The sequence below is a fragment of the Streptomyces sp. NPDC002573 genome (assembly GCF_042889625.1).
GTDB classification, from domain to species: Bacteria; Actinomycetota; Actinomycetes; order Streptomycetales; family Streptomycetaceae; genus Streptomyces; species Streptomyces gibsoniae.
Window position 1 is genome coordinate 5826 of record NZ_JBIARC010000065.1, and the last position, 19528, is coordinate 25353.

At 69.7% G+C, this 19528-nt stretch carries 17 protein-coding genes; 8 read left to right on the top strand and 9 right to left on the bottom strand.

Going from position 1 to position 19528, the window contains the following annotated elements:
• From ACFYX0_RS37625 to ACFYX0_RS37635, 3 genes are all read right to left on the bottom strand, one after another.
• Positions 1–1241 (bottom strand): serine/threonine-protein kinase (locus tag ACFYX0_RS37625; protein ID WP_388977727.1); only part of this gene is annotated, 1241 nt, incomplete at its 3' end.
• A gap of 740 nt (positions 1242–1981) precedes the next feature.
• The gene (locus ACFYX0_RS37630; RefSeq protein ID WP_355924807.1) at positions 1982–2773 is read right to left on the bottom strand and encodes a hypothetical protein; all 792 of its coding nucleotides are present in this window, start codon (positions 2771–2773) and stop codon (positions 1982–1984) included.
• A gap of 523 nt (positions 2774–3296) precedes the next feature.
• Positions 3297–3461 (bottom strand): hypothetical protein, encoded by a 165-nt coding sequence (locus ACFYX0_RS37635; protein ID WP_355924809.1) that lies wholly within the window; start codon positions 3459–3461, stop codon positions 3297–3299.
• Between the two features lie 223 nt (positions 3462–3684).
• Between ACFYX0_RS37635 and ACFYX0_RS37640 the strand changes: the two genes are divergently transcribed.
• Positions 3685–3969 carry a hypothetical protein gene (locus ACFYX0_RS37640; RefSeq protein WP_355924811.1) on the top strand — a complete coding sequence of 95 codons (285 nt, stop codon included), beginning with the start codon at positions 3685–3687 and terminating at the stop codon, positions 3967–3969.
• Positions 3970–4323: 354 nt separating this feature from the next.
• On the opposite strand, the gene ACFYX0_RS37645 is transcribed toward ACFYX0_RS37640, so the two are convergent.
• The 4 genes from ACFYX0_RS37645 to ACFYX0_RS37660 form a co-directional block, all read right to left on the bottom strand.
• Positions 4324–5136, bottom strand: a complete 813-nt coding sequence (locus ACFYX0_RS37645; RefSeq protein ID WP_388977730.1) for an ExeA family protein — start codon at positions 5134–5136, stop codon at positions 4324–4326.
• Positions 5133–5375 carry a hypothetical protein gene (locus ACFYX0_RS37650; RefSeq protein ID WP_311700403.1) on the bottom strand — a complete coding sequence of 81 codons (243 nt, stop codon included), beginning with the start codon at positions 5373–5375 and terminating at the stop codon, positions 5133–5135. Before ACFYX0_RS37650 ends, ACFYX0_RS37645 begins: the two co-directional genes overlap by 4 nt.
• On the bottom strand, positions 5372–6724 hold the full coding sequence (locus tag ACFYX0_RS37655; protein ID WP_388977733.1) for a DDE-type integrase/transposase/recombinase: 1353 nt from the start codon (positions 6722–6724) through the stop codon (positions 5372–5374). The genes ACFYX0_RS37650 and ACFYX0_RS37655 overlap by 4 nt, the downstream gene beginning before the upstream one ends.
• Before the next feature lie 93 nt (positions 6725–6817).
• The gene (locus ACFYX0_RS37660) at positions 6818–7180 is read right to left on the bottom strand and encodes a helix-turn-helix domain-containing protein (RefSeq protein WP_311700405.1); all 363 of its coding nucleotides are present in this window, start codon (positions 7178–7180) and stop codon (positions 6818–6820) included.
• Between the two features lie 1210 nt (positions 7181–8390).
• On the opposite strand from ACFYX0_RS37660, the gene ACFYX0_RS37665 reads away from it, so the two are divergent.
• Entirely contained in the window at positions 8391–8687 is a 297-nt protein-coding gene (locus ACFYX0_RS37665) for a hypothetical protein (protein ID WP_388977736.1), read from the top strand.
• A gap of 22 nt (positions 8688–8709) precedes the next feature.
• Here ACFYX0_RS37665 and ACFYX0_RS37670 read toward each other — a convergent pair whose 3' ends face one another.
• Positions 8710–9045, bottom strand: a complete 336-nt coding sequence (locus ACFYX0_RS37670) for a hypothetical protein (protein ID WP_388977740.1) — start codon at positions 9043–9045, stop codon at positions 8710–8712.
• A 608-nt stretch (positions 9046–9653) separates the two neighbouring features.
• On the opposite strand from ACFYX0_RS37670, the gene ACFYX0_RS37675 reads away from it, so the two are divergent.
• Positions 9654–9842, top strand: coding sequence for a hypothetical protein (locus ACFYX0_RS37675; protein ID WP_388977742.1), 189 nt, complete (start codon positions 9654–9656; stop codon positions 9840–9842).
• Here the strand turns inward: ACFYX0_RS37675 and ACFYX0_RS37680 are convergent.
• Positions 9823–10482 (bottom strand): very short patch repair endonuclease, encoded by a 660-nt coding sequence (locus ACFYX0_RS37680; protein ID WP_388977745.1) that lies wholly within the window; start codon positions 10480–10482, stop codon positions 9823–9825. The two genes, ACFYX0_RS37675 and ACFYX0_RS37680, sit on opposite strands and share 20 nt — an antisense overlap.
• A 711-nt stretch (positions 10483–11193) precedes the next feature.
• Between ACFYX0_RS37680 and ACFYX0_RS37685 the strand changes: the two genes are divergently transcribed.
• From ACFYX0_RS37685 to ACFYX0_RS37705, 5 genes are read left to right on the top strand one after another with little or no spacing between them, the layout of a single operon-like run.
• Entirely contained in the window at positions 11194–13782 is a 2589-nt protein-coding gene (locus ACFYX0_RS37685; RefSeq protein ID WP_388977748.1) for a Z1 domain-containing protein, read from the top strand.
• Entirely contained in the window at positions 13779–14786 is a 1008-nt protein-coding gene (locus ACFYX0_RS37690) for a PD-(D/E)XK motif protein (protein WP_388977751.1), read from the top strand. Before ACFYX0_RS37685 ends, ACFYX0_RS37690 begins: the two co-directional genes overlap by 4 nt.
• The gene (locus tag ACFYX0_RS37695) at positions 14783–16663 is read left to right on the top strand and encodes a hypothetical protein (protein ID WP_388977754.1); all 1881 of its coding nucleotides are present in this window, start codon (positions 14783–14785) and stop codon (positions 16661–16663) included. Before ACFYX0_RS37690 ends, ACFYX0_RS37695 begins: the two co-directional genes overlap by 4 nt.
• Complete coding sequence (locus ACFYX0_RS37700; RefSeq protein WP_388977758.1) at positions 16660–17562, top strand: hypothetical protein; 903 nt, start codon at positions 16660–16662, stop codon at positions 17560–17562. The genes ACFYX0_RS37695 and ACFYX0_RS37700 overlap by 4 nt, the downstream gene beginning before the upstream one ends.
• Positions 17562–19454, top strand: a complete 1893-nt coding sequence (locus tag ACFYX0_RS37705; protein ID WP_388977761.1) for a DUF6339 family protein — start codon at positions 17562–17564, stop codon at positions 19452–19454. Before ACFYX0_RS37700 ends, ACFYX0_RS37705 begins: the two co-directional genes overlap by 1 nt.
• Positions 19455–19528: the final 74 nt, after the last annotated feature.

Here is a 19528-nt window from a genome sequence, read left to right on the forward strand (position 1 = left end):
CTGGTGGTGCCGCTGGCGTCGCCGCCCCTGGTGGTGCCGCTGGCGTCGCCGCCCCTGGTGGTGCCGCTGGCGTCGCCGCCCCTGGTGGTGCCGCTGGCGTCGCCGCCCCTGGTGGTGCCGCTGCCGTTGCCGCCCCCGGTGGTGCCGTTGCCGGTGCCGCCCCCGGTCTCGGGTCCTACGCTGGTCGTCGCCAGCACCCGCGGCGGCCCGCCCGGGGAAGCGGCCGGGGCGAGCTGGACACCGTAGGCCAGAAGTACGCCCAGCAGCAGGGCCGCCAACAGCACCAGTCCCGCCCTGCCCGGCAGCCACGGCCTCAGCCGGCCTCCCGCGGAGGGCTGAGGCAGCGCCGTCAGGGCGAAGTCCGTCGTGGAGGCCGGGGACGTACGCCCCGACAGCAGCAACGCGGCCAACGCGGCGAGCTCCCTACGGCCGCGCTCCTCCCAGTCGGGCCCGTATGCCGTCCCTGCCACAGCCTCCAGCTCCCGCACGAACTCCCCGGCGTGTGTGGGGCGTTCCGCCGGGTTCTTCGCCAGGCCCCGCGCCACCAGACCCCGTACCGCCTCCGGAACCTGCTCCACCGGAATCGGCGCGTCCAGGTGCCGCAGAGCCAGCTCGGCGAAGTTCTCACCCTGGTACGGCTTTCGACGGGTCAGGCACTCGAAGAAGGTGGCCGTGGCCGCGTACACATCGGCGGCGGGCGAGGCGGGCGCGCCGGTCCATTGTTCCGGCGCCATATAGGCCGGGGTCCCGGCGATGCCCGCGCTGACGCCGGAGTCCACCGCGATGCCGAAGTCGACGAGACGAGAGAGCCCGTCCCAGCCCACCAGAACGTTCTCCGGCTTGTAGTCACGATGGACGACACCCACCCGGTGCGCGTCGGTCAGCCCCAGCAGCGAGCCCTTGAGGACGGTGAGCGCCGCCTCCGGCACCAGCGGGCCCTGCCTGACCAGCAGCGTGCGCAGCGAGACGCCGTCAACCAGCTCCATCACGATCGCGGCCCCGCCGGAGCTCTCGACGTACTCATACAGGCCGACGACGTACGGACTCTCCAGCCCGCCCAGCAGCCGCGCCTCCGAGCGGAACCCCTCCAGGAAGCCCGGCCGGGTGCGCAAGGAGTCGCTGAGGTACTTCACCGCGACCGGAACCCCGGTCTCCACATGAACGGCGAGCACGACCCGACCGCTCGCCCCCGAACCGAGTTCCCGCGACTCGGTATATCCCGGCACCGCCCAAGTGCTCATGTCCGTCCCCCCAAGGCCACCGTGCCCCGGTACCTCACACGCCCCGGAGCATCGAGCACGGGATGAGAGACGCATTTTCGGGCATCACGGTTGCGGTAGGACAGACCCTCGCGGCCTGACCCGCACGGAACTGGCCTTCGCGCACCTGCCCGGCGTGGACACGGCCGGCACGAACTTCCCCTCGTGCATACGCAGACCGATTCCTCGTCGAGCGAGCTCACCAGTCCCGAGGCCGGTTCTGAAGATCCAAACCCGGCGCCGGACCTGGAGGCCCGGACGACTCAACCATGAGCGCTACACGGAGCTACATGTCCGTTCGCCGTAGCTATACGAGGACAGGGCCTTGAGTCCCGTGAGTTCCCGGCAACTGAAGGTGCTTCGGCGGGAACTCGCGGGCCGACCGGTCTGATTCTCGGGGATGGACCCGCGGGTTCGTGTCAAGGCGCGGGTCCGCGTTCGGTGGCCTGCTCCAGCAGTGCCCTGGCGGGGGCCGTGTAGCGGATGGCGGTCTTCTCGTCGATGTCGAAGACGAGGGAGAGGTGGAGCGGGTCGGGTGCGTGGGTGATGGCTTCTTCGAGCCGGCGGTCGACGCGGAGCCGTTCCAGGGTGGCGGTGAGGTCACGTCAGCGGCCGACGGACGGCTTGAAGGAGGAAGAAGCAGCCCCTGGTCACGGCCTCGGCTACTCGGTGGGGCTCAGGAAAACTCGCGGAATGTCGCACAACTGCGCGATGTGGAAGGTTCAACGGTGAAAGGCCGGATCGCAGGGGTCATCGGGGCCGCCATACAGGCAGAGCCGACTCGGAGACGGGAACCCGAAGACTTCGAGCTCCAGTGGTTCTCCGGACGCCGAAGCTGGGAGGGCGTCGAGGTGGAGCAGGGCTGACCCGTCCTCCGCTCGGATCGTCCAGCGATCCGTGTCGTTCAGGTCCGGGGTGGGGGACCAGATGCCGGGCGGGAATCCTGCGGCACTGAAGGTGCCGTTCCGGCGCAGGACCAGAGTCTCGCCGTCCGAGCCGTGCCACTCGCCCGTGAGTGCGGGGGACCACCGGGTGTCGGTCCACGGTTGCAGGGGTGCGAGTCCGGTGTATCCCCACCACGAACCGCCGACGAGGGCGAGAGCGCCGACAGCGGCGGTGACGGCACGCCGGGCGCGGTGTTGACCGGCCCGGCGGAGGCAGAAGACAGCCACGGCACTGACCTGGAGTGGCCAGAGCAGGGACAACACCAGGCCGAGGTTCCCGGCGGCCACGCGCGCCAGGCGGCGGCGCACGCTTCCGGGACAGCCCGAGCGCCGGATCCCGATGACGCAGACGACAACGCCCCACCAGAAACCGATCTCCAGGTAGGCGCTGAGGCCGCTCTCGGCGATCTCGGTCGGCATTGCCCGCAGGCCGAGTGCCCCCAGCAGGTGGTCCTGGCCGTTCAGTTCGTACCAGACGTAGGCGCCGAGCCCGCTCTCCCAGCCGAGCACCCGGCAGGCGAGCGCGACAAACAGGATGCAGTAGCCGCATCCGACCAACAGGGGCCGCATCCAGCCCCAACCCGACCTGCCCCGCGGTGCCTGCTCGCCCATACCCCGCCCTTCCCCCACGTCTCCTCCGCAGGGACGTGAGGCGACACTGAGTCGGTTGCGCATGTGGAATCCGCACGGTTTTCACGATCCTCTGGCTCGGTGGGCGACGTGCGGGGTACTTGTTGATCAATCGGCGGCGCCTGACGCGCACCGCACCGGAAAGTCGCTCCACCCACCTCTACGCCCCCAGGTCCGCAGGTCCCGCACCGCCCCCAACGCTGCCGAAAACCCGCGTTCCCTCGCTTTCGACCGGACTGCGGATCCGTCGCACGAGCTGAGAAAGCTTCAGGAATCCCGAAGTTCTGTCACAGGCCAGCAGACGCCCAAAGGAGGAAAAAGCCCCTGGTCACAATCTCATTCACCCAGCGGGGCTCTGGAGAACTCGCGGCATATCGCACAGCCCGTGTGCTCACCGGATGGTCGGGAGGAGGTGGCCGGGCCGCTGGCGGCGCAGAACCTGCTCCAACTCGCCGCGCGGCGTCTACCCATCGATGACCACGTCGCCCAGTCTGATCTTGGCGTCGAGTGCCAGGAAGGGGTGGCACTGCCGACAACGGCGGACCCTGTACTTGATTCCCGCCTTCTCGGCTTCCCGCTTGGTCATCCCCATCGTGGTCGTCAGCCACTGTTCATCGTGGTTGGACATGACAGCTTCGCAGTCTCGGAGATGCAGCACAGGACGTCGCCATGCCTGGCGTTCCATATGCCACTGGGCGACTGGTAGTCCGGCATCACGAAGAGCTTGTCGATCTTCCCTGGGCCGGGATGCCGCGAAGAAAGCCAGAACCTCCAGTTGCCGGCTCTCAGAGCGCTGCGCGAAGGCCACCGCGAGTCGGAGGATCTTGTCGACGGGGCTGAGCCGGCCCACTATGGGCAGCAGTGAATCGCCGAGCGGCGCCGGAGGAACGCTGATCTGGAAGCCGCCTGTGCCGGAGTCGTCGCCGGTCGCCTTTCTTGTCGCGGCTGACCGGGGCACACCGGCTGACGAGCCGCTCCTGTCCACGCTGGTCGATAGTTCCGTCGCCGCCCCGCACCGGCTCTATCGCCAGGTGCGCCTCGGTCTCGGCCGGGGACCATTCCCTGATACGGAGCTCGAGGCCCATCGGGCCATGGAGGCTCTGCGGCTGCGGCAGATCTGGCGTTACCGGCAGTGAGCCGGCCGCTGGACCGCCATGCGCAAGGGGGCGAGGGCGAGGGCGGGCCACTCGCGCCTTATCCGGCGTCGTCAGCACCGCCCGAACACTCTTGCCGTAGGCCGTCTCCGGCATCGTGCTCCAGAGGCTGGCCGGAATGGTCGCCCGGATGGGTCAGGGTGACCTGAGCCCCTCAGGGCGTGCGGTGCGGCCGGATAGGAGCCCCGCATGTTGAGTGCCGTTCAAGATGAGCATGTGGTTGCCACTCAGGATGAGCATGTGGTGTGACGAAGCTGCCCTGCCGGTGGGGTTCCGGCAGGGCAGTTGATGTTCACGGTGTCACTGGGATGCTCATCGTGCCGTTCGCGGTGGTGGTCATTCCTGGGTGACTTCGGCGACGGCGGCGCGGGCGGAGGCTTCGTCGACGATGGATTTGTTGTCGGCGTAGGCGGACAGCAGGGCCTGGACGGCGAGGTTGTTGACGGCGCGGGGGTAGCCGCGGGCGGTGTCGTGGATCAACGTGATCGCGTCGTCGGAGAAGAGGGTGTCGGACCGGCCGGCGAGGGCGAGGTGGTGGGCGAGGTAGCCGGTGGTCTCCTCGCTGGTCATGGGCGGCATGTTGTAGCGGATCGCGATCCGCTGGTCGAGGGCGGCGAGCATGCCGAGTTTGATGTTGCGCCGCAGGGTGGGCTGCCCGACCAGGAGACAGGCCAGCGGGCTGGTCGAGTCCATGTCGTGATTGGTGAGCATCCTCACGGCTTCCAGTTGTTCGTGATCAAGTAGGTGGGCCTCGTCGATGACCAGGACGGGAACCCTGCCGCGCTCGGCGTGTTCGGTGGCCAGGGCGTCCGCGGCCTGCGGGATCAGGGTCGAGCGGTGCGGTTTGGGGACGCCGCCGAGGCGGGTGACGATGGCCTGGTGGATCCCCGCGACGCCGATGGCCGGGTTGGGCAGGTAGATCACTGTGTGGCGGGGGTGGTCGAGGGCGTCGAGGGCTGCGCGGACGGCAACCGTCTTGCCGGCGCCGACCTCGCCGGTGATCACGCCGAGGCAGCGTTCCCCGATGCACCAGGTGATGCGGGCTGCGGCCTGGGCATGGGAGGAGTGCCGGTGCAGCATCCCTGGGGCGAGGTCCTTGCCGAATGGCATGGCCGTGAACCCGTAATAGCCCTGAATCTTGTCTATCAACGTGGGCCTCTTTCCAGGTAGTTGAGGAAGTCGTCGAGCTGCTCGGCCGCCTGTTCGGCGCGGCGGTGCAAGGACAGCGCGAGCATCACGGCCCGCCCGGCCAGGGGCGGCAGCCCCTGACCGGGGCTCGCGGTCAGGCGAAGGGCCAGGTCGAGTGCCCGGTCCCTCAGCTGGCGGGCGGCGTGCTCGGCGTCCTCCAGCTGCCAGATGCGCTCCTGGACCGGGTTATCGCTGCTCACGAGTCCTCGGCTGGCTGATCGGGCAGGAGGGCGGTGTAGTTGATCTTCTGCCCGAGTTCCTGGGTGCGGGCGGTGTCGATCAGGCGGAGGTAGTCGATGCCGGTGGACGGCGCGGGCGGGGCCTCGGGGATCTCCGGTCTGGCCTTGGGGTGGGCGTGACGGGAGATGTGGTGCGGGACGGCCAGGCCGAATGGTCTGTTCTGGAAGCGGACTTCGATCTCCGCGAGGTCGAACGGGTCGAAGACCAACTCGACTTTCCGCCCGACGAGCGCCGCGTCGACGTTGTAGATGTTGCCCAGGAGCGACACCGTCGCGGTCTTGGTGACGGTGCGGTGCTCCGACCAGCGGAAAGCCTCCCGCAACTGGGCCGCGGTGGGCTGCGGGAACGGGGAGCCGGCCAGCCACCGCTCCATCGGCGGCTGCCCGGTCTCCGAGTGCACCGCTCGGTGGTAGACATGTTCAGCCCACGCCGTGAACAGACGATTGAGCTCACCGAGGTCAGCGATCTTCTCGCTGTCCACCTCGACGAGGAACTGATCCCTCACGGTCCGAAACGCCCGCTCGATCTTCCCTCTGCCTTCGGGCCGTCCCGGGGTGGAGTGGATCAGCTTGATCCCGAGCCTCGCGCAGGCTCTGAGCAGGGCTTTGTCCACGAACGCGGAGCCGTTGTCGACGTAGACCCCCTCGGGGACGCCGCGGGCGGCCAGGGCCGGCCGCAGGGCCGCGGCCAGGCGGACGGAGTCCTCCATAAAGCCCCAGCGATGCCCCACCATCAGCCGGCTGTGGTCGTCCAGAAAGGCAAACAAGTACGTCTTGCGACCTGCGATTTTCGGGCCGTGCAACGCATCCCCGACCCAGAGCTCGTTGGGGCGGTCGGCCTCGAACCGGCCGAAGACGGGCGGGGCCTGCCCGTCCGGACGGTCCAGCAGGTCCAGGCGGCCGAGGTGCCGGTGGACGGTGCGATAGGACGGGCCCCAGCCCAGGTGCTGGGTCAGGATGCGTACCACCTGCGCGGTCGTGCGCGAGGGATTCTCCCGCTTGAGCGCCGCGGCCAGGTCCAGGACCTCCTCCGGTGTTCTCGGGGTGACCTGCCTGGTCGGCGGCAGCAGGGCGTCGAAGCCGCCCTCACGCCAGTTCCTCAGCCACCGGTCCAGGGTGCCCCGGCCGACCGTGATCTGCCGCCCGAACGGATCGGTGTGGATCTGGGCCGCCAACTCCCGCACCATCGCCCCGCGCTGGCGCGGAGACAGAGCAGGGTCGGCCGCCTCGCGGATCAACTGGTAGCGGAACAACGCCACCTGGTGGGCCCGCTCGGCCCGCCGACGTTCCTCCTCGTCGACCAGTGCCATCAGCACGACCTCCAAAAGACAGCGGACATGTCAACGAGTCAGGCTGGACCCGCCATGCCGCCGCCCGTCAGAGGCGACTCGTGTTGATCGTTCTCACCGATCCGACGGCGGCCAGCCCGGCGCCAGCAGCAGGCCCCGGCTGACCGCCGAGGCCACCTGCCAGATGGGCGCGGCGGCCACCGCGAACCTGGCGCGGACTGCCACCGTGGCGGCGATCACCGCCGCGACCGCGTCCCCGAACACGTCCGCCGCGGGTGCCGGCAGCACCCGGGCCGGGTCGTCGGCGAGCGCGACCAGATGAGAGGTGAACACCCCCGCCACCTCGGCGGCCCGGGCGGCGAACCGCCGCAGCCAGCCCCGAACCGTCGCCGCGGGCCGCCCCAGCCAGTCCGCGATCGCCCGGTGCCCGGCTCCCATCGCCTTCATCTCAAGCGCGGCCCCGATCACTTCGGCCATGTCCGCCCGCCGCGACAGGCCGATGACCGGCAGCAATACATGCGTGGCCCCACAGCTCGAGCACCTTGAGCGGCGCGGCCGTACATCCAGCCGGCCCTCACCGGCCCCACGCAGCCCTCGGACGCGTCCCCACCCCCACGGCGTCAGGATCCCGCCACACAACGGGCACTCAAACTCACCTGCCGCAAGCCGCCGTTCGACATCCCCAGCGTCCACCTCTACGGTGATCAAAGCGCCTCCGGGCGCACCCGAACGGCCCTCCCGACCTCGCGACCAACGACAACGGGAGGGCCGTTTGCCGATCAAGACATGGTCACCGTGCCCCTCGGCACCCCGGAGATCAACCCGCCTGCAACGATCACGTCGCCGTGCTCATCCGGAACGGCACACTCCTACCACCGGCGTCCTCATCCTGAGTGGCAATCAACACCGCATCGCACCGTATCCCGCGGCCCGTCACCGCCCACTCAGGGTGCAACCTCCGCACATAGGCCGTCCGGACGCCAGGCGAGCATTGCTGGGCAACGGTTGCCCGATCCGGGAAGGCGCCGGGGCCTTTCGGAAGGCCCGGCAGTCCCGAGCGTCAGGGCAGTCCGCAGCGCTGCAGCACCAGCAGAAGGCTGGCATGCCCGGGGGGAAGCCGGTCTCGCCCTCAGCGGAGCCTGACGGGATGAGCACTCACTGACCGTCAGATGGTCTGGCGGATCGAGGCCCCTGCGAACCGCAGGGCAGGTTCCCGGCAGGCGGGCGTCCGGTGTCGATGGCGTCCCGCCAGGTGGTGTAGGAGATCAAGGCACCGGAATCCCCAGGCCAGGACGGTGGATCCGCCCGATCGGGTGTCCAACTCAAGTCAGCAGCACACTCCTTGGGCTGCCGCCTCCGCATAGATCGCTACGGACCTCGAACCGGAACGCGTAGCGCTTGATCCCCTACACCACGTCGCGGGACACGACCCCGGTGTCGGCGGCAGGCGTATTACACATGTTCCTGCCAGGCCCGCAATCACGGCGGCGGTGACTGGATGGCCGGATGGCGCACCACATCCGGACCCGCCCGGGACGTCGGTGGGTTTTGGTGGACGTGGCTCCTTGCCGAGAAGGAGGCGCCGCCGCGGCCCGCCGCGTAGGAGCAGACCGCAACGAAGCAGCGAGCGCAGGCCCACACACATGGCACCGTTGCCCCTACCCCCGGTGGGTCCAGGATCGGCAAAGTGGCACTCGGTGAACAGCACTCGCGTTTCACCGGCGGCCGAATCGTGGGCTGGGGGCGCCGGTTTCAGCCCCCGCTGCGCCAGTCGATGTTGGTCATGTCTTGCTGTCGGCCGCGGGACCTGTCCGAGGCGCGGCCTCGTATGCGGCGGCCGTCGCCCTTGGGAGGGGATCACCTCGGCGTGCCGGACGGGGCGGTCGATCGCCATGGCGGCCAGGTGATCGTCGATGCCTACGACGAGCACGGTCAGCTCGCCGCCTTTCCGTGGCAACTGGGTCTCGCCCTCAGCGGAGCCTGACGGGGGCGAGACCCGACTGGCGTCAGCTGGTCTGGCGGATGGAGGCGCCGACGAGGATGCCGTCGGCCACGGTGTAGTTGCCGGCGTACGTCTTGAGCGTGCCGTCGGTCTGGGTGGCATACAGGACGGCGTGGACGCGGGAGGCTCCGAATTCGCTGATGGTGCCCAGGGTGATGCTCTGGGTGGTGGCGAACCCGGCCACCCACCGGTCGTAGGTCGTCCCGGCGATGTTCGAGCCGCCGAGCGCCCAAGCGGCCGCATAGTCGTGATCGGTGATGTCCTGGTAGTACTGCGAGAGTACCGCCGAGGCGTTGGTCAGGTGCTGCCGGGGAGTTGCCGGGGGCGCCGTCTTGGGCACGACGGCTGTCGTGGCCGGCGCCGCGGACGTCGGCGTGGGGCCAGCGGTCGGGGTCGTTGCGGTGGGCGACACCGGGGCCGGCACGGTGCGCGTCACGGTAACGGCCGGAGCGGCCCGGGTAGGCGTTCTTGCGGAGCAGGCGGCGAGGGGCAGGAAGGACAGCGAGCACAACGACAGCCGAGACGATACGGCGCACGGGCCCCCCTTTGGCGGTGCGGACGTTGCTGCGGACACCGTGGCATCTGCACACGGAGCGGTTGGCGGTGTTGGCCAGAACGTGAAGAAGCCGGGGCTCATCGCGAGGCCCGACAAGGCCTGAGGACCCTCATCGGCGGGACGGCCACACGGTCTCTCGGTCGTCGCGGCGCCTGACTGCTGCACCACCGGCATCTGCGATGCCTGCAGCTGACGAAGACTGGGGCAGTATCCGTAAGCCGTCCGGCCGAACGTACACCTGGTCCCACTGGTCTGGTCTGCCGGCCTGGTGCCTCTCGCGGCTGGGTGGCAGAGGTGCCCGCCCTTCTCCGGGGATGACGCCCTCGAGCGGCTGATCGATCACATGGCCGACCGCCCCTACCGGGCGAGCCGCGGGCTGACATGCTAGAGCCATGCTCAAAGAACCCGCAGAGACCGTCGTCCGTGAGGATGGCACCGTAGAACTTCCCATGGGCCTGCTGGTGGAGGCCGGTCTCCACGTCGGATCGAAAATCCTCGCCTACAGCGACGGCGACGGCAGGATCGTCCTGCGCCGCGAGGCCGACGCGGTGGACGACCTGCTCAACGGCCGCCTTCTTTGACCGGGCGGGCGGCCGTGCGCGCGGCCGTGACGGCCGTCATGACGGTCTTCGCCGCCTCTTCGGGGGCGGTGTGCTCCCAGATGCGCACGACCGTCCAGCCCGCCTCTTCCAGCAGTTTCGTCGTCTCGGCGTCCCGCGCCCTGTTCCCGGCGATCTTCGCCGTCCAGAAGCCCCGGTTGCTCGCGGGCATGCTGCCGTGATCTGGGCACCCGTGCCAGAAGCAGCCGTCCACGAAGACCGCCACCTTGGCCGCCGTGAACACCACGTCCGCCGTCCGACGCAGAGACGGGACCGGTCGCGCGGACACCCGATAGCGCAGACCGGCTTGGTGGAGGATGGAGCGCAGTCGCCTCTCCGGCCCGGTGTCCTTGCCCTTGTTGGCCCGCATCGACGCACGGGTGGCGGCGGATCGGGCCCAGGACCCTTCCGGGAGTTCCGCGGACAGCACTCCCGCCTCCCGGGCCAGACGCCATCCCTCGCGTAGGTTCTCCGACCGCGTCGCCCGGTCCACCTCCCCCAGTCGTACGGACGCGGTCCGACCACCCGTTCGCCACCGAAGCGTCGCGTACACCCGACCGGTGCGCATCGAGCGGTCGAGGACGACGCTCGCGCGGGCGGACCTGCCGTCGCCGGTGTCCACCAACCGCAGAGCCGCCCCACCAGCCGCTCGATCCTGTTCCCTCGAGATCTGCGCCCGATCGCGTCCCGGACGCGGCTTCCAGGAGCGATCCCGCGTCCCCCGAAGCTCGCTGCTGGACCCCATCTGCGGCGGCACCCCTTTCCCGTCGTCTGCGTGGGACGGCCGAGACCGCCCGACCGCCCTGCGTAGTGCCACGGCACCGAAAGTCGCGGCCGCCCTGCGTAGTGCCACGGCACCGAAAGTCGCGGCCGCCCGGCGGGCCGGGCGAAACCCGTCGGCCCCGTCCCCGCCGCCCATTCTCCCGCTCGAACGAACCGCGGCTCGTCGCCCCCCGGCTCCGCCGCCCGGAGCCACGATGTGTAACGGAACGAAGGTGGACACCGGGGTAAGCCGGTGCGGTGCTCGCGGCGATGGGTGTTCGCCTCCGCATCTGTGGGGCAGGGGCGAGGGGACAGGCCTCGAATCCCCGGCGGACAGGTTGGGCAGGGATCATATTCGTACCGTTACGAGGCGCTATGGCTCACTGTGGAAGCCTGAGCCACGCCGAGTGACCGACGTGTCATGGACAGGGCCACGGCGTGGCGATGAGAGCTGGAAGCTCCCTTGGTGGCCCCTCTGCTGTGGGCTGTGATAATCCCTGTACTTTCGTGTTACATCTCTCCTGGTCGGGGTCCTCTCCCGCATGGCCGGGACGGGAGGGGGAGGGGATCCATGGACGAGTTCGACGCGCAGTACGAAGCCTTCAAGAACATGATCAGGACTCAGACGCCCGAGCAGGCTCTGAACACGATCAAGCTTTTCGGCCTGGACGCGGCCATCGCCCAGCGCATCGCCGGGCGGCACCAGCGGGACACCATCAAGGTTCGTGAGATGCGTCAGCCCGGCTCCGTCGTCCGCAATAACAGGGAGACGTGGTACGTCGGTCCTCAGCAGGGTGACCGGTGCTGGCCCGCGTTGCGGGAGCTCTTGGGTAAGGGATCGTGGAGCGAAGCCGCCCTGCAGTCCCTCGACGAGGCGTCCACCAAGGTCGTCTCGATGCTCGACCACCCCATGGAGCGTCGGTTCTCCACCCGCGGGCTCGTCGTCGGCTACGTTCAGTCCGGCAAGACCACTAACTTCACGGCCCTCATCGCCAAGGCCGCGGACGCCGGGTACAAGTTCTTCATCGTCCTCGCGGGCATTCACAACGGCTTGCGACGGCAGACGCAGCTGCGTCTGGAGAAGCAGTTGGTGAACCCCGTCCTGGACCAGTGGCACCCGCTCACGGGCGCGGACGGCGACTTCGAGGCGCCCCCCGGCAGTCCTGCCGCCTTCTTCACCCACAAGAGCGACCAGCACGTGCTGTGCGTCGTGAAGAAGAACGTGCCGCGGCTGAAGAAGTTGAAGGAGTGGCTGGAGAAGGCCACTCCGGACAATCTCAGGAACTGCCCCACTCTCATCATCGACGATGAGGCCGACCAGGCGAGCGTCGCCTCTAAGCGTACGAATCCCCTGATGCGCGAGATCATCGACCTGTTCCCGCGTGGGGGTTACGTCGGCTACACCGCGACCCCGTTCGCCAACCTTCTCATCGATCCCACGGCGGACGACCTGTATCCGCGGGACTTCATCGTCAACCTGCCCAAGCCCGAGGGCCACTTCGGCACCGAGGTCCTCTTCGGTCGGGAGCCGATCGACGGCGAGGACCCGCAGGACGCGCCGGACGGCTACGACATGATTCGCGTCATCCCTCCGTGGGAGGTGGACCTCGTCCGCCCCGGCCGCGACGAGTTGGACGACTTCCTCCCCGAGATCGAGGGATCTCTGCGGACCTCCGTGCTGTACTTCTGGCTCGCCACGGCGGCCCGTCGGGTCCGCGGACACGGGATCGCCCACTCCACCATGCTGATCCACACGAGCGTGAGCACGATCGTCCACGAGAGCTTCAAAGGGCCGCTCGAGGACTTCCGTAAGAGTGTCGCGGACCTCGTCGACACCGGCGACGAGGAACTCCTGGAGGAGTTGCGGGCGTTGTGGGAGGCCGAGACCGCGCGCGTCCCTGGCTCCGAGCCCTCCCTGGGAGAGGAGAAGGTGGCCTTCGACGCCCTTCGGGGCGAGCTTGCCGGAGTCGTCGAGGACTGCCGTATCGTCCTGGACAACTCCAAGAGCGTCGAACGCCTCGACTACGAGTCCGGACCGGTCGTCGCCATCGCCGTCGGCGGGAACACGCTCTCCCGCGGCCTCACCCTCGAAGGCCTCACCGTCAGCTACTTCGTCCGCGGCGCCTCCACGTACGACACGCTGCTGCAGATGGGGCGCTGGTTCGGTTTCCGCGACGGCTACGCCGACCTGCCCCGCATCTGGATGACCTCCGAACTGCGCGACTGGTTCCGCCACATCGCGACGGTCGAGGCCGAGATGCGCCGCGACATCGACGTCTACATGGTCGAGGACAAGACCCCCCTGTCCTTCGCCGTCCGACTGCGCAACCACCCCGCGCTCCGCATCACCGCGGCCGCCAAGATGCGCGACGCGGTCAAGGCCAGCTCCTCCTACGGCGGCCAACGCGTCCAGACACGCTACTTCCGCACCCAGGACGCCGACTGGTTGCGCGCCAACCGTGACGCGGCCGGCCACCTCGTCCGCAGTGCCCTGGACGTCGGTGCGCGCCACGAGGACCGCACCGAGCACGGCCGACACCTGCTACGCAACGTCCCCCACGACCTCATCCTCGAATTCCTCGACCGTTACCGCTTCCACGACAAGTCGATCGAATGCGACACGGCGTTGCTGAGCCAGTACATCGAGCGACGCGTCAAGGCCCACGGCGGGGGCCTGCGGAACTGGAACGTGGCGATCATCGGCAAGCCCGGCGGATCGGCCGAGGAGTTCTACGAGTTCGCCCCCGGCATCGCCGTCGCGCGCGTCAACCGCGCGAAGCTCGAGATGACCGGACACGAGGCCGCGGATATCAAGACTCTGATGAGCCCCCGCGACGCCGGCGTCGACCTCGACGTATCCGGCTCCCACGAGGTCAACGAGGCGGAGCTCAAGCGTCTGCGGAAAATCCAGTGCCCGGAGACCGGACTGCTGGCGCTCTACCCGATCGACCGTCTCTCACCGCCCACGAGTAAGCGGCGTGAGCCGCTCGACGCCGTCGATCACGTCATCGGCGTCGGTCTCGTCTTCCCTCAGCCCTGCGGCGAGGACGCCAAGGTGGAGTGGTACAGCGCCGACCTCAGTGGTGTCGTCTCGGAGCAGGACGAACTCGACGCCATGGACGACGCCGAAAGGGCCATGCTCCTTGAGGACGGCCGATGAGCGACCTGCGCACGGTTTTGGACGAGCACTGGGAACGGCTCGAGGCCGTCCCCGCCCCGCGCGCCGACGTGCTGCGCACCTCCGTCCTGCCCGTTCAGACCTCCTGCGGCCAGGTCCTGGCGGCCGTGGACGTGAACGGCATACGGCACCTCATGGTCCCGCTGCGGGCACGACAGCGCATCGCCGACACGCCCGTGGGCGCCGCCCTCGGTATCTGCGAGCGTCCGTTGCAGAACGAGGACGGGTACGCCCGCTATGCCGACATAGCCTGTAGCCGGCGTGAGCTCGACGACGTCTTCACCGGTCTGTGCGGGGACGTCCTGGTGGCGCTGGAGGCCGACGCCGCGCGTCCCTATCACACCGCACGCATGGTGGTGGACCGCTGGCGGCAGTTGTTCGCCCCCCTCCCAAGGACCTTGACACCCGCCGAGGTCATCGGCCTGTTCGGGGAACTACTCGTCCTCACCCGCATGCTCGAAGACGACCCCGACGCCGTGCGGCACTGGACCGGTCCCGAGGGCAACCGCCACGACTTCAGTGACGGCATGCGGGCCGTCGAGGTCAAGAGCGTCGTCACCGCCTCCGAGCGCCGCACCATGCACATCCACGGACTGGACCAACTCGAGACACCGGCCGGCGGCAGTCTTCTCCTGGCCTGGCATCGCTTCGAGCCTCACCCCGACGGGACGTCGCTGCCCGACCTGGTCACGCGGGCCAGGAGAATGTGCGGCGACGAGCTGGCTCTGCTGTCCAAGCTCGTGCGCATCGGTTACCGGCCCTCCGGCGAGCACCACCACGAGCCGCGCCTGCGCCTGGTCGAGAGCCGATGGCACCTGGTCGACGACGACTTCCCCCGACTCACCGCGGCGTCCATGGCCGAAGGGACACCGCCCCTCGGGGTGCTCGACGTTCGATACACCGTCGACCTGGCCGCGGCCCGCACCGAGCCCCTCGACGACGCCACCGTGAACGACCTTCTCAGACACATGGGGGAGACCGCGTGACCACGTCGCCGCGCTGGATGTCGGAGCCCTACGGGCCCGGAGGCGGCGGTGCCGCCGAGGGCATGCTGAAAAACCTCGACGCCACCGAACTCGACCCGCTGACACTGCTCGTGCGGGAATCCGCGCAGAACAGTTGGGACGCCCGAGTCGGCGATGGACCGGTCGACTACCGGATCGAGCTGCGCACGCTGGGGCCCGGGCAGGCCCCTGTCTGGCGCGCCCTGCTGGCGGAGAACGCGCCCACGGCGGAACACCTCGCCCTGCGCACGTCGCTGGCACGCCCCGTCCTGCGGATCCTCACCGTGACCGACACCGGCACCCGAGGGCTGGGCGGGCCCACGCGCGCGGACGTCGTGACCGACGGCGACAGCGACTTCGTCTCCTTCGTCCGCAAGACCGGTAGCTCCCAGGACCTCAACGGCCGTGGCGGTACCTACGGATACGGCAAGGCCGTCTTCCACCTGGTCTCCACGCCGCACACCGTCTTGGTCCACACCCGATGCCGCATCGCGGGCCGGCTGCAGACGCGCCTGATCGGCTGGGCCGTCCACGAGAGCTACAGCACCGAGACCGTCAACGGACCGAAGACCTTCACGGGACGCCACTACTGGGGCCGCGCGCTAGAGGGCTATATCGAGCCCCTCCTGGACGAGCAGGCCGACGAGGTCGCCCGCCGCCTCGGCCTGCCCGCATTTCCCCACGGACAGACCGGCACCACCGTCGCCGTCGTCGACCCCGCCTTCGCGGACCGCGACGACGCCGAGGCCATGCGGTGGATCGCCGACGCCATGGTGTGGCATCTGTGGCCCAAGATGCTGCCCGAGGGCGGGGAGGCCCCCATGCGGTTCTCCGTCCTGCACGACGGCTTGGAAGTGCGCATCCCCCGCCCTTCCGAGGTGCCGCACCTGCGTCCATTCCTGTGGGCGCACGGCCAGATGGACCGCGAACTGCACCACAAGAGCCTGCGGAGGCCCCTGGGCCGTCTGGGCGTGCGACGATTCCTCGCCCCGCCCGACTCCCCGCCCAAGGTCGCGATCGAGGCCGGCATCGGTGAGCGGATCCACCACACCTGCCTGATGCGTCCGGTGGACCTCGTCGTGCGGTACCTGGAGGGGCCGCCCTTCTTCGAGGAACACGGCGGCTACGCCGCGGTCTTCCGCGCGGACCCCGGCATGGACCGCGTCTTCGCGGCCACCGAGCCGGCCAGCCACGACGACTGGAAGGTAGACCGCCTGCAAGGCGACGACCGCCGGCTGGCCCGGCACGCCCTTCGCCAGATAGCGGACGCCATGCGGGAGGCGGCGGCCCCCGCGGCCGTCGTCGACCACGCAGGCGAGGGCGTCTCCCTCGCCGGCATGAGTCAACTTATGGCCGGGCTCATGGCGGGAGCCCCCGGCGAAGGCGGCTCCGCCGTCTTCGACGCCGCGCCACCAACCGACACGCCCCGCCCCGCCGACGACGCGGGGCCCGCCGCGGCGAGCGTCGCAAGCGGCGCTCCGGGTGCCTCCTCCGGCACGGCGATCCGAGGCCGCCGCGGCACCCGGATCCGTTACCTCGAAGAGCCCCTACTCGACTTCCTCGACGGGCAGACCGTGCTGGTACAGCGCTTCCAACTCCTGGATACGGGCGAACAGACCGTGCGCAGCCGACTCTCCGTCGCCCTCGGCGACGACACGGGCCGGGAGGACACACCCCCACAAGGCGCGGCCGTCCCGACCGTCCTGGGCTGGCGCTGTGGAGACGGTGAGGTCCTGCGCACCGAGAGCCTGAAGACGAGCGGCGGCGACGACGCCGTCTGGGCCCTCCTGGTCAGGCCCGCCCCCGACACCGTCACCGAAATCCTCGTGACCGCCGACCGGCGGGAGGGGCACGCGTGAACCGTCGCGCCTTTCCCTACCGGCGCCCGCACCCGGACGCCGTCTCCACCTCCGGCTGGACCCTGCGCCTGGACGACGGCACCGCCGTCCCCCTGCCGTCCGCGCTCGCCGACTGGGACTACCAGACGAATCTCGGGCTCGAGTGCTCCATCGACGTCGACCTCGACACCGTCCGCGAAACCGCCGGCCTGCCCCCCGAAGCGGAGCTGATCCTCACCACCGTCTGGACCTCCTCCGGTTCAGGACTTCGCATGCTCGCCCACCGCATCACCCTGGACGGCGCCGGCGTCCGCACCGTCCAGCCCGCGTTCACCGTGCTGGGGCGGGAAAGCGGCGGGATCCTGACCCTCGAGACCCAGCTCGTCCTCGCACGACGACTGGACAACCCCGACCCCACCGGCGCCCGGCGCGCCGGTTCCGTACTGTGGCGAAGGCGCACCCAGGTACGCCTCCAGGGCGACGCCTCACAGTTCCCCATGGCCGTCGTCGACTTCCTGGACGCCGGATACCCGGCCGACGCCCCCTGGCATCTGGAGATCGGGCGGAACCTGGAGGCCGCCACGATGGGCTCCCTCCTCCTGCTCGTCAACAGCCGGACGACCCTCGTCCTCGAAGCCCTGCGCAAAGCGAACAAGGCGAGTCCCGCCGAGCGCATGATCCAGTCCGCACTCCGCCAGGACGTCACCCGCCTCATGATCGAACACGCCCTCGACCACGACGACCTCGACGACGATTCGGCCTTCGAGCCGGACACCCTCGGCCACACCCTGCTCGGCGTCGTGCGAACCCACTTCCCCGAGACCGACGTGGCCTCCCTGCGCTCCGTGCGACGCGGCGACCCCGCCCTGCTGTCCACCCGTATCCAGGACGCCGCCGGCCTCTTCGCCAAGGAGTCGTGATGGCCTACCTGTTCCCCCGCCTCCTGCCCGCCGCGGCCAGGGACCTCGCCGACACCGCTCGGCGAAGCACCCTCGAGGAGCTGCGCGAGCGCGCCGGCTACTCCCACCCCGCCCTCTTCTACGCGGCCACCGGCGGGGTGAGGGTTCCGCAGGCCCGGCTCAGGGAGCTCCGCGAGGCGATCCTCGGCGTCGCCACCGACCACGGCTTCCCCCACACCCCGATCGGGCGGAGCGTGTCCGCTTTCGACGTCCCCGTCGCCGAGATCCTTCACCGCGACTCCGGGGTCATCCCCGCCGAAGCCGTCGTCGGCGACATGTGGGCCTTCCTCTCCCTGATCGTCATGCCCGACGTCGCCGCATGGCGCTTTTCCAAACTGCATCCCGAGCGCGTCCAAGGCGTCGACGTCACCCGTCACGTCTTCGGCCGCCTGTGGTGGCGGGCCCACCTCGTCCACGACGCCGACGCGCCGGGGGCCGACCTCTACGCCTCCCTCGCCGTGCTCAGCGAGTCCGCCTTCGACCAGATCTACGGCCGCCGGGTCTCCCTGGGAGCCAGCCCCCATCTGGTGCGCTCCATCATCAGGGTCTGGGAAGCGGCCGACATCCCCACGGCGGAGGTGGCCGAGCGCAAGGTCCTGCGGGAGTTCCTGATGCGGCTCATGCGCCTGCGCGCCTTCGTCTCCTTCGAGTCCCTCACGACCGGCGAGCTCGATGAGGAACTGCGGATCGTCCTCGCCGAGTCACTTCGCACCCTGACCAGGGCGGAAGGCGGCGGGACCGACGATGAGGACCGCAACGGCGCGTCGGCCCCCGCCCCCACGCGCCCGGAAAGCGAGGCGATACCCGTCGGGTCGACGGCAGGCGAACACACCCGGGCGGGAGACCCCGGTGGAGGGGTCGCCTTCAGCGGCCACAGTGTGCGCACCGCGCCCACGGCCGTCGACGTCTGCGCGGGCGTCGGCGGACAGGCGCTCGGGTTTGAGCAGGCCGGCTTCACGATCCTGGCCGCCGTCGACATCGACGCCGACAGCTGCGCCACCCTTCACCACAACCGGCCCGACTGGCACGTCGTCCACGACGACATCCAACGCATCGACCCCACGCGGCACCCGCGGCTGCACGGGGTGGACCTGCTGTGCTGCGGCCTGCCCCGCTCGCCCTACACCATGGCCGGACTGCAACAGGCCATGAGCGATCCGCGCGATGCTTTGGAGGCCGCCCTGCAGATGGCGCTCGCCGTGCGTCCGCGCGTCCTCGTGCTCGAGAACATCCCCACCTTCCACACCGACGTCCGCTTCGAAGAGCCCCGCCGGCGCATCCACCAGACCGCCCAGGCGCTGGGGTACGAGCTGGCCTGGGGCAGCCTGCAGGCCACGGACTTCGAGATACCCCAAAACCGCGTCCACGGCTTCGCCGTCGCGATGGCACCCGAGAACATGCGCCGCTTCTCCTGGCCCACCCCCACCGGCAGGCCCGCCCCGTCCCTGGGAGAGACCCTGCTGAAGTCCATGGCGGCCCGCGGTTGGCCGCAGGCCGCCCAGTGGGCGGCCCGGGCCGACTCCCCGGCCCCGCTGATCGTCGGAGGCGCCACCGGCAGAGGCGGAGCCGATCTGGGGCCCTCGCGCGCCAAGTCCCAGTGGGCGCGGCACGGCGTGTACGGCGGGAGCATCGGCGACGTCGTGCCGGGACCGGGCTTCAGGCTCGACCTCGATGTCGAGCCCCGCTACGGGCTGCCCAGACTCACCGTCGAGCAGGTGGCACTCCTCCAAGGCCTCCCCGAGGACTGGGGGATCCAGGGTAAGAAGACCTCCGCCTACCGCCAGGTGAGCCAGGCGGTCCCCCCACGGCTCGCCCGTGAGCTGGGCCGACGCATCATCGCAGCTCTCGACTGACAAGATCGTCTCGTAGCCCTGCCATCCGTCCCGGCTTTTAGACCGACACGATCCATCGACATAGAATCCGACGT

Excerpts from the sequence above, each read along its gene's own strand:
- ACFYX0_RS37630 (WP_355924807.1), bottom strand. The coding sequence starts at position 2,773 with ATGCGGCCCCTGTTGGTCGGATGCGGCTACTGCATCCTGTTTGTCGCG.
- ACFYX0_RS37635 (WP_355924809.1), bottom strand. The coding sequence starts at position 3,461 with ATGTCCAACCACGATGAACAGTGGCTGACGACCACGATGGGGATGACC.
- ACFYX0_RS37640 (WP_355924811.1), top strand. The coding sequence starts at position 3,685 with ATGGGCAGCAGTGAATCGCCGAGCGGCGCCGGAGGAACGCTGATCTGG.
- ACFYX0_RS37655 (WP_388977733.1), bottom strand. The coding sequence starts at position 6,724 with ATGGCACTGGTCGACGAGGAGGAACGTCGGCGGGCCGAGCGGGCCCAC.
- ACFYX0_RS37660 (WP_311700405.1), bottom strand. The coding sequence starts at position 7,180 with ATGGCCGAAGTGATCGGGGCCGCGCTTGAGATGAAGGCGATGGGAGCC.
- ACFYX0_RS37675 (WP_388977742.1), top strand. The coding sequence starts at position 9,654 with ATGCTCAAAGAACCCGCAGAGACCGTCGTCCGTGAGGATGGCACCGTA.
- ACFYX0_RS37685 (WP_388977748.1), top strand. The coding sequence starts at position 11,194 with ATGGACGAGTTCGACGCGCAGTACGAAGCCTTCAAGAACATGATCAGG.
- ACFYX0_RS37690 (WP_388977751.1), top strand. The coding sequence starts at position 13,779 with ATGAGCGACCTGCGCACGGTTTTGGACGAGCACTGGGAACGGCTCGAG.
- ACFYX0_RS37705 (WP_388977761.1), top strand. The coding sequence starts at position 17,562 with ATGGCCTACCTGTTCCCCCGCCTCCTGCCCGCCGCGGCCAGGGACCTC.